This is a genomic window from Janthinobacterium sp. GW460-12-1-14-LB5 (genome assembly GCF_059423585.1).
The window spans coordinates 1-8978 of sequence record NZ_JBWKYD010000049.1 but is presented as its reverse complement, the minus strand read 5'-3'; the positions used below and the strand labels follow the sequence as shown (position 1 = coordinate 8978).

7 protein-coding genes and 2 rRNA genes are annotated in these 8978 nt (G+C 58.4%); 1 reads left to right on the top strand and 8 read right to left on the bottom strand.

What is annotated here, in order from left to right:
* Both AC07X6_RS28250 and AC07X6_RS28245 read right to left on the bottom strand, forming a co-directional pair.
* Window positions 1-210 (bottom strand): 16S ribosomal RNA (locus AC07X6_RS28250); the annotation flags it as partial.
* 414 nt (window positions 211-624) lie between these two features.
* On the bottom strand, window positions 625-1704 hold the full coding sequence (locus AC07X6_RS28245) for a tartrate dehydrogenase (RefSeq protein ID WP_230542476.1): 1080 nt from the start codon (window positions 1702-1704) through the stop codon (window positions 625-627).
* A 103-nt stretch (window positions 1705-1807) separates the two neighbouring features.
* Between AC07X6_RS28245 and AC07X6_RS28240 the strand changes: the two genes are divergently transcribed.
* On the top strand, window positions 1808-2707 hold the full coding sequence (locus AC07X6_RS28240) for a LysR family transcriptional regulator (RefSeq protein ID WP_494793179.1): 900 nt from the start codon (window positions 1808-1810) through the stop codon (window positions 2705-2707).
* Window positions 2708-2721: 14 nt separating this feature from the next.
* On the opposite strand, the gene AC07X6_RS28235 is transcribed toward AC07X6_RS28240, so the two are convergent.
* The 6 genes from AC07X6_RS28235 to rrf all read right to left on the bottom strand — a co-directional run bounded on the left by AC07X6_RS28235 (window position 2722) and on the right by rrf (window position 8773).
* Window positions 2722-4212, bottom strand: coding sequence for a DUF3482 domain-containing protein (locus tag AC07X6_RS28235; RefSeq protein ID WP_230542474.1), 1491 nt, complete (start codon window positions 4210-4212; stop codon window positions 2722-2724).
* Entirely contained in the window at window positions 4209-5687 is a 1479-nt protein-coding gene (locus tag AC07X6_RS28230; protein ID WP_494793178.1) for a DUF2868 domain-containing protein, read from the bottom strand. The genes AC07X6_RS28235 and AC07X6_RS28230 overlap by 4 nt, the downstream gene beginning before the upstream one ends.
* A gap of 62 nt (window positions 5688-5749) precedes the next feature.
* Window positions 5750-6439 carry a phosphatase PAP2 family protein gene (locus AC07X6_RS28225; RefSeq protein ID WP_494793177.1) on the bottom strand — a complete coding sequence of 230 codons (690 nt, stop codon included), beginning with the start codon at window positions 6437-6439 and terminating at the stop codon, window positions 5750-5752.
* Window positions 6440-6660: 221 nt separating this feature from the next.
* Complete coding sequence (locus AC07X6_RS28220; RefSeq protein ID WP_494793176.1) at window positions 6661-7887, bottom strand: sensor histidine kinase; 1227 nt, start codon at window positions 7885-7887, stop codon at window positions 6661-6663.
* The gene (locus AC07X6_RS28215) at window positions 7874-8563 is read right to left on the bottom strand and encodes a response regulator transcription factor (RefSeq protein WP_230542477.1); all 690 of its coding nucleotides are present in this window, start codon (window positions 8561-8563) and stop codon (window positions 7874-7876) included. The genes AC07X6_RS28220 and AC07X6_RS28215 overlap by 14 nt, the downstream gene beginning before the upstream one ends.
* Window positions 8564-8660: 97 nt before the next feature.
* A 5S ribosomal RNA gene (gene rrf / locus AC07X6_RS28210) occupies window positions 8661-8773 on the bottom strand.
* Between the last annotated feature and the right edge of the window lie 205 nt (window positions 8774-8978).

Sequence of the window (8978 nt, the reverse complement as noted above, 5' to 3'; positions counted from 1 at the left end):
AGGTCTTGCGATCCCCCACTTTCATCCTTAGATCGTATGCGGTATTAGCGTAACTTTCGCTACGTTATCCCCCACTCCAGGGTACGTTCCGATATATTACTCACCCGTTCGCCACTCGCCACCAGAGCAAGCTCCGTGCTGCCGTTCGACTTGCATGTGTAAGGCATGCCGCCAGCGTTCAATCTGAGCCAGGATCAAACTCTTCAGTTTAATCTCTGTTACTTTGCCCTTTTACAGGCACCGTCATTGCTGACGGGTCGCTCACTCAAAAAACTGACAGGCCACTACTTTCGTAGCGCCTATTTCATTATTTCTTGTGAACATTTGATATTTTAAGTATTACAGCGATCCGAAGATCACTGCTGCACTACATCAAATGCCCACACTTATCGACTGTTAATTGTTAAAGAACTGTATTCGGTACTGCTTATTTACCACTCTCGCGCTATCGACAAAGCGTTGTGTTTGTCAGCTACGAAGAAGGAAGAGTATGAAGCATTTCGCTAAATCCGTCAACCTTCTTTTTTACTACCTTCACCGTTTCCAGTGATCCCGTTGTTTCGCAAACTGCTGCGTCTCATTGGGGAGGCGAACTATAGCAAAGCTGCCCACGGGCGGCAAGCTTTATTTCAGCAATGCTGCCACCGCCATGCCGACTTCGGTCGTACTGGCGCTACCGCCCATGTCCGGCGTACGCGGACCATGCTCGAGCACCTGCTCGATGGCGCGCACAATCGCGTCATGAGCGGCCGTGTACCGCGCGTCGCCATTGCCGAGGAAGTCCAGCATCATGGCGCCCGACCAGATCATGCCGATCGGGTTGGCGATATTCTGGCCATAGATATCAGGCGCGGAACCGTGTACCGGTTCAAAAACGGAGGGGAATGTGCGCTCCGGATTGATATTGGCCGACGGTGCAATGGCAATCGTCCCCGTACAGGCTGGGCCCAGGTCAGACAGGATATCGCCAAACAGGTTTGACGCCACCACCACGTCGAAACGCTCGGGGCTCAATACAAAGCGGGCCGCCAGGATGTCTATATGGTATTTATCCCAGTGCACATCGGGGAAGCTTGGGGCCATCGCCTCCACCCGTTCATCCCAGAATGGCATGCTGATGGCGATACCATTCGACTTGGTTGCCGATGTCAGGTGTTTTTTAGGCCGGCTTTGCGCCAGCTCAAACGCATACTTCAGGATGCGGTCGACGCCCTTGCGCGTAAACACGGATTCCTGCAGCACCGTTTCGCGCTCCGTCCCCTCGAACATGCGCCCGCCCACGGACGAATATTCTCCTTCCGTATTTTCACGCACGACATAAAAGTCGATATCGCCCGGTTTCTTGTTCGCCAGCGGACACGGTACGCCCGGCATCAGCCGCACGGGTCGCAAGTTGACGTATTCGTCGAACTCGCGCCGGAATTTCAACAGCGATCCCCATAAGGAGATATGGTCGGGCACCTTGTCCGGCCAACCCACGGCGCCAAAATAGATGGCGTCAAAATCCTTGAGCTGGGCAAACCAGTCCGAGGGCATCATCTGGCCATGCTTCAGGTAATAGTCGCAATTCGCCCACGCCATGGTCGTAAACTGCAGGTCGATATTGAAGCGGCGCGCCGCGGCCTCGACCACACGCAACCCTTCCGGCATGACTTCATTGCCGATGCCGTCGCCGGCGATAACTGCGATTCTGTGTACGGCCATGACGTTCTCCTGTTGATTGATGGATGCGTTGATGATACTGGCGCCGCATCAGAATACAATCAGGGAATTCATAACCCCAGTATCTACATTTCGTGGTCAATCAATGAAACATACACCGCTGCTGGAAGACTTACGCCTGTTTTGCCAGGTCGCCCATAAAACCAGTTTCGCCGCCACGGCACTGGAACTGGGCATTTCCAAGGCGGTCGTGAGCAAGCGCATCGGCATGCTGGAAGCGGCGCTGCAAGTGCGTTTGCTGCACCGGACGACGCGCCGGGTCAGCGTCACCGATCATGGCGAGATCGTGCGGCAATGGGCGCAGCGCATCCTGGAAGATGTCGAGCAGATGGGTGAAGCGGTGGCGCAGTCAAAATTGCAGCCGCAGGGCGTGCTGCGCATTTGCTCCAGTTCCGGCTTCGGACGCAACCGGCTCGGCCCCGCCCTGTCCCAGCTGGCACGACAGTATCCAGACCTGAAAATACAGCTGGAATTGCTCGACCGCCCCGTTGACCTGCCGGGCGAAGGTTTCGACCTCGATATTCGCATCGGCGTGGTGCGCGAGCCAGACCTGATCGCCCACCGTATTGCCAGCAATCAACGCGTACTGTGCGCCGCACCCGCCTACCTGACACAACATGGCACGCCGGACACCCTGGCGCAATTGGCTGAGCATGCCTGCATCGTCATCCGCGAGCGCGACCAGGATGGGCGGCGCTGGAAACTGCAAGGGCCGCACGGGCAGGAAACGGTGAAGGTCGATGGGCCGCTATCGGCCAATAATGGCGAGATCGTCCATCAATGGGCACTCGATGGCCACGGCATCATCTTGCGCTCGGCATGGGATGTGGAAAGCAGTCTGGCGCAAGGCAAGCTGGTTCGCATTTTGCCAGCATATCAACAGCTTGCCGATGTGTGGGCGGTCACAACTTCGCGCCTCTCGAACTCGGCCAAGGTCAGGGCCTGTGTGCAATTTCTGCAACAATGGCTGCAGGCCCGCGCCTGATTGGGCCTGATACGCTACACGAGGCGCGGCACATCCGGATACAGACGCGCCAGGGTATCGGAAGTGATGGCGGCAATCACGGGGGAGACCCGCTCGGCGGCTTGCTCTGATGACTTTTCCCGGCGCACGTCTTTCCACAATTCTGCCAGCGCGCCTTCATGGCGCGACACCGCTTGCTCGACTTCATCCTGCCAGAAGGCCGGCGCTTCGCTTTCCACAAAGTTGCCGCGGCCACGGCCAAAATGCGCCACCGCCAGATAGCGCAGCACGCCCGCCACCACCAGGGTGCGCAGGAAAGCATCGGTAAATTGCATGGTGGGCTCGTTGCGGTCCGTGCCGGAATTAAAACCCCAGGCGGCGCCCGCAAATGTCAGTGCACCGACCACGCCGCCAAGCAAGGCGCCCGTGCCCAACGTCAAGCCGCCGGAAATCAGGTCGGCCGACAGTCCCGTTGCAGCACCAGAAATCATGGCGCCCAACAACCCCGCTTGCGCCTTGTCGATCGGCGCGCGCACGGCGAAATTTTCCCGTATCCGGCTATTGATCTTATGCGCATCGGTAGGATCGAGTTTGTGCAAGATCAACAGTTCACGCGTCGTTTCGCCGCTGTGCGTATTGAGCCGCGCTACCAGGTTAGCCATGGCCTTTTCCTGGCGTTGCTGCTCTGCATTCTTGCCGATACCCACGACTTGCAAGGCCGATTTCAGCAAGCCCTTGGACGCCGGCTCGATGGCTTCGCGATCCTGGGCAGCCACGGCCAGCTGGGTGGCCAGCAAATGCATGGCCTGCTGGAAACGTGCCGTATTCTGCGCTTGCCAGACAGCAAACAGACGTGCATAGCCGGCTTGCTGCGGCTGTGGCAACAATTTGCCTACGGCCTCATAAAACACGCGCTCATGTACCCAGCAGCGGGCAAAGGCGTCGAGCGCCAGGACGTCGCGCACGATGGGATATTGCTGCAAATGCTCGCGCCAGCGCGCCTGCTCGCTGTGCTCCTCATTGCCCGGACGTGGCGGCCCCATCTGATTGAGCAAGACCACCACGGGCTTATCCAGCCATGCGAGGATTTTCATTTCCGCTGGCAAATAACCTGCATCCCGGGGATTTTCGGAAGAGTTGACCAGATACAGCACCACATCGGCAGAGTCCTTGGCCGTGCGCAGCGCTTGCTGACTGAGCCAGAACGGCCGGTCGCGGTAACGGTCCAGCACTTCGCGCAGGAACCAGCCGATGGGATTGCCCGACTGCCCCAGGCGCTTGAGCAGGCGCACGGAGTCGCCAAAGCCGGGCGTGTCCCACAGTTGCAGGGCATCACCCTGCGGCGTGGCCAGCAAGGTATGCGATTCCGCAAACACGGTCACGTGGGCGGCGTCGCGCACTTCGCCGACATCCACGCCCACCAGGGTGCGCGCCAGGGTCGTCTTGCCATTATTCGTGTGTGAAATCAGTGCAAACTGAATTTGCACCGCATCATCCCGGACATCTTTATTCACATTCACACTCATGCTGCTGCCGATACTTTCAGCCCGACACCGGCATCAAGCGGGTGCAAGGCAGGATTGAGCAAATTGACCAGGGTGGCCGTGGTTTTATGGAACTGGCAGAACTGTTGCCACAAGGCGACTCGTTCCGCCAAACGGGCGGCATTATCCACCTGCTCGCCCGCGCGCTCCAGGTAGCTGGACTCGTCGATCAGGACGGCAATGCCGCGTGCCGACGATTGCACCAGGTAATCGAGGAAGGCGCCGTGATTTTCCTTTTCCGGCGTCGCCGTCAAATTGAACAGCACGGCCGTGATATTGATTTGCGGATCATTCAAGTCGGTGCCGCGCAAGACCTCCTGCGGCTCTTCGCCATACGACGTCGATGGACGCAGCATCATGCGCCCCTGCTCGCCAAACAGCATCATGGCCAGTTGACCCAATCCCTTGTGGCGCGCCTCATCGACAGTAAAGCTGTACGGCAAGACGCGCAGCATGCCGCCCGTGGCCACGCCGATGCTTTCATTGAGTTTGCGGAAATAAGGTTGATCGAGATCAAGCGGAAAGTGTTTCGCCAGGCGCGCGGCGCGCCAGTTGTTGACCAGGGCCAGGATCAGGCGGGGCACGACGACCAGCAGGAAAATCGTTGCCGCATACAAATGCACCCAGCGCGCGCCGCCTTCGACGGTCGTCGTTTGCGGGAAGCGCAGCGCTTCGATTTCCGCCAGCGAAAAACCTTGCAAATGAAACAGGGCGATGGCCGGCGCAAACAGGGTCGAAAGCAAACTGTGCACCTGGCCGGCATTCAGAAAGGTACTTTCCCAGCCGGCCGCGTATTGCGACAGGAAACCGCGCGCATACAGCGAGGCGACGGCGCCGATGGCAAACATGGCCGCGCTCAAATGAATGGTACGGCTCAGGCGTGCGGTCGTCAGCTTCGCGCTCAGGTGCGCCCATTCCCCCATGAAACTGAGCAAGCCCGCAGACAAGGCATGCGGCAGCTTGCGCGGCAAGGCCAGGCGGCCCACGCTCAGGTGGCGCACCAGTCCCGCTTTTGGCCAGCCCAGGGAGTGCGAGGGGATGCATAGCCAAATCAGCAAGCCCAGGTAAACCAGCACATTCCAGGCGATGATCAGCAGCAAGGGCGCTGACAGCAAGTCGACGCGATGGGGATCCGTTATACGGTCGAGCCCGGCGCCCAGCAGCAGGGCCAGCAGGGGCAAGGTCAGCGCCAGGGTTGTCATGCCGTTACGGCGTTTCGCGAACGCGGCGAAGGCGGGGGTGCGCTCGGTGATGCGTTTGATGATCAGTTCGGAGCGCTGCTGCAGGAAATCGTCACCCGTCACTTCGGCCTGCTTGCCAGAAGCTTGCCACTGCGCAAGCTCACGCGCACTGCGGCTGGCATACATGCGGTCATCCTCGCTGAGGACTTCTTTTTTCTGGTCGGCCGTCTCGATAGCACGGACCAATACCACTTCTCTCGCAATCTGCTCGTTCATGGTGCTCCTGTTTTTGTATGAAACGACAACTCGACAGGCAGATTGTGACGTACTTTCGTGTTTCAGGCCAACGCGTCTTCCCCCCGGAACAAGTGTTGCAGGAGATAAATCAGGAAGGCAGCGATCCACGCCGACCACAAGGTGTGCGTAAAAAATTGCGTACCTTGCAACTGTTGCTGCCAGCCTGCCGCCAAACCGCACAGCAGCATGACAGCAGCGAGCAGAAGCGCCGTGCGTGGCCGTCTTGGCAGGCAGAACAATGGCAAGGCCAGCAGCCACCAGGCAGTGTTCGCCTGGGTGGCGGGCAGGCATACCATGGCAGACGCACTGGCTGGCATCGTTTCCAGCAAGCGCGCGTACGGCTCCAGTCCGCCATAGCGCAGCAAATCCGTGGGGCAAGGCACATCGCTGAAAGAAGAGAGAAAATAGATGCTTAGCGGCACCAAGACGGCCGACAGGGCCACGACGCGCAAAGCGCTGCGGCGTGAAGCAAGCCAGGCCAGCGGATGCAAGGTGTCCCAGATGGCCAAGCCGATCAGGACGGAGCCAAGCAAGATCATACCCAGTTGGAAATTGCCCACCCACGCGCTGCCAGCACCGGAAAATTGCCCACGCGTCCCGTCGAACATGCTGTCGGCGATCATGAGGTCGAGGTTGCTGTAATTGCCGATCCAGAGTATCAGCATGGCCGACAGCATCAGGACGCTATCGATGCCTTTGGGCGTTTTAACGAGTTTAAGCTTGGACAACATGAGTGCACGCATTTACTTGATGAGATGAAAGGGACTGGCCGCATCAATGCTGCAGCCATGGAAGTCATCGTACAGTGTCAATATGAAGAGAACATGACGCTGCCTGCCGTGAACGACACGGACGAGGCAAGACGAGCTTCCAGAATCACCTTACAAGTATCGGCATGAATTACGCGTCAACAGCGCGTTAAGTTTTCGTTAAGTGCATGCAAAAAGCAAGCTTATCTAAAATCAATCCTCAGCACGCTGCCGCCAGTGGGGCGCACTTTGAATGCCAGGTCGGCGCCCAGATACAGGCAGATGCGCTGAACCAGGCCCAGTCCCAGGCCGGTGCCCGACGAGCCGCCCAGGTTGGCTGGTATCGGTTGATGAAGCAGGCGCGCCCGCGCCGCTTCCGGCAAGCCAGGCCCCGTATCCTCGACGATCAGTGCCCGTCCCGCCAGGCGCACGATCACTTCGCCCTGCAAGGTGTACTGGCAGGCGTTGCGTACCAGATTGCCTATGGCGGCCGTCAACAATTCACGCGGGGCATTGACCGTAAAATCTTCGCCACCCGCAAACACGAGGGTAAGCGACTTTCCCGCCGTATAGGATTGATAGCGCTGGCATTCTTGCCGGGCCAGTTCCGCCACGGAGAGTGACGCGCATTCAAGCAATTCAGGCGCGCGCGCCAGGCGCAACAGCACCGTCACGGAATCGGTCGCTTCACGCGCCGCCCGGTAGATACGTCCGGAGGCGGAGCGCACCAGCGGATCGTGGCCGCCTTGCTCCATCAGGATTTCCGCCGCCCCCGTGATCACGGTCAGCGGCGTGCGCAGTTCATGACTGACATCGCCTGTAAAAAACCGTTCTCGATCAAGAACTTCGGTCAACTCCGCCGTACGTGCCGCAAAAGCACGCGCCAGTATCCCCAATTCATCGGCACTGTCTTGCAGCGGCAAGGCCGCCTGGCTGGCCTTGACGGCCTGCGTCAGCGACATGATCGGCGTAATCAAACGATTGGCGATGAAGGCGCCCAGCAGCGAAGCGCAAATCAGGAAACCGATAAAACCGAGAGCAAACATGCTGTACACCATCAGCTCGATCTTTTCATACTCCGTGGCATGATCGATGACGACGAATTCGCCATGCACATCGTTGCCGACCAGCACGTGCAAATCGACGCCGTCGACGGTTTTCTCATGCATACCTGGCGCCAGGCCGCGCAAGGGCAGCGGGGTATCCTCGGCGTGATGAAAGCTCAAGCCGGCAGGCATCTCGACAGACAAGCCGGCCGCATGCCGCGGCGACGCCCAGGCGGCCACTTCTTTCAGGCGTTCGTCGACCAGGCGCACTTCGATACCTTCGACGGCGATGGCGGCGATGATGGCAAAAAAGATGCTCGCCACCAGCGCAAACAGCAGGTAGGCGACGATGATGCGCCGCTTCAGCGATTTAAACGGACGCATCGCTACTCAGTAATTTGTAACCGATGCCGGGAATGGTGCGTAGCATGGGAAAGGCAAACGGTTTATCGAGCACCTGACGCAGCGCATGAATGTGCGTGCGCAGGGCGTCGCTGTCGGGGCGGTCGTCGCCCCAGACTTCATGCTCGAGCATTTCGCGCGGCACCAGCTTGGGCGCTTCGCTCATCAGGCATTTCAGGATGGTGTAACCGGTTCTGGTCAAGGTCAATGCCTGACCGGCGCGCCAGACTTCGAATTTTTCCGTATCGAAACGCAGTTCGCCCACAGTCAGCACGGCGGCGCCCGTCGTTTGCCCGCGCGCGCGGCGCAGCAAGGCTTTCAGGCGGATTTCCAGTTCCAGCAGCGAAAATGGCTTGACCAGGTAATCGTCGGCGCCGCTGTCAAAACCGGCGACCTTGTCTTGCAGGGTATCGCGCGCTGTCAACATCAGCACAGGTGTGCTACTACGCAATTCGCCGCGCAGTTTCTGGCACAGCTCCAGGCCAGTCAGGCCGGGCAGCATGACATCGAGCACGATGACATCGTATTCATGCTGGGCCAGCAAGGCCAGGCCGGCATAGCCATTCATGGCCGAATCGAGCACATGGCCCTTCGGTTCCAGATAGGCATAGAGATTGGCGAGAATATCGGGATTGTCTTCAATGATCAGGATGCGCATACCGCCATTGTAGGGGGAATTGAGCTGCATCAGACAAAACCATCAGACGTAAAAAAACCCCCAGCGGATCACCGATGGGGGTTTTTTCGAATAACAAGCCTGACGATAACCTACTTTCACACTGGTTGCAGCACTATCATCGGCGCAAAGTTGTTTCACGGTCCTGTTCGGGATGGGAAGGGGTGGGACCAACTTGCTATGGTCATCAGGCATAACTTGTACTGACGGTTGCTCCCGATTGGGCAGCAGCGCCATGAATCTGGAAGAAGTATTGGTATTTATTGAGGTGTTACTTGGGTAATGACTGCGATCAACATTCACGCAACATGTACTTTCTCATCCTCTGTACCTGCTAAGGTTATAGGGACAAGCCGTACGGGCAATTAGTACTGGTTAGCTTAATGCATTACTGCAC

What these genes read in the sequence shown, in the direction of transcription:
- AC07X6_RS28245 (WP_230542476.1), bottom strand. Translation starts at nt 1,704, where the DNA reads ATGGCCGTACACAGAATCGCAGTTATCGCCGGCGACGGCATCGGCAAT.
- AC07X6_RS28240 (WP_494793179.1), top strand. Translation starts at nt 1,808, where the DNA reads ATGAAACATACACCGCTGCTGGAAGACTTACGCCTGTTTTGCCAGGTC.
- AC07X6_RS28235 (WP_230542474.1), bottom strand. Translation starts at nt 4,212, where the DNA reads ATGAGTGTGAATGTGAATAAAGATGTCCGGGATGATGCGGTGCAAATT.
- AC07X6_RS28230 (WP_494793178.1), bottom strand. Translation starts at nt 5,687, where the DNA reads ATGAACGAGCAGATTGCGAGAGAAGTGGTATTGGTCCGTGCTATCGAG.
- AC07X6_RS28225 (WP_494793177.1), bottom strand. Translation starts at nt 6,439, where the DNA reads ATGTTGTCCAAGCTTAAACTCGTTAAAACGCCCAAAGGCATCGATAGC.
- AC07X6_RS28220 (WP_494793176.1), bottom strand. Translation starts at nt 7,887, where the DNA reads ATGCGTCCGTTTAAATCGCTGAAGCGGCGCATCATCGTCGCCTACCTG.
- AC07X6_RS28215 (WP_230542477.1), bottom strand. Translation starts at nt 8,563, where the DNA reads ATGCGCATCCTGATCATTGAAGACAATCCCGATATTCTCGCCAATCTC.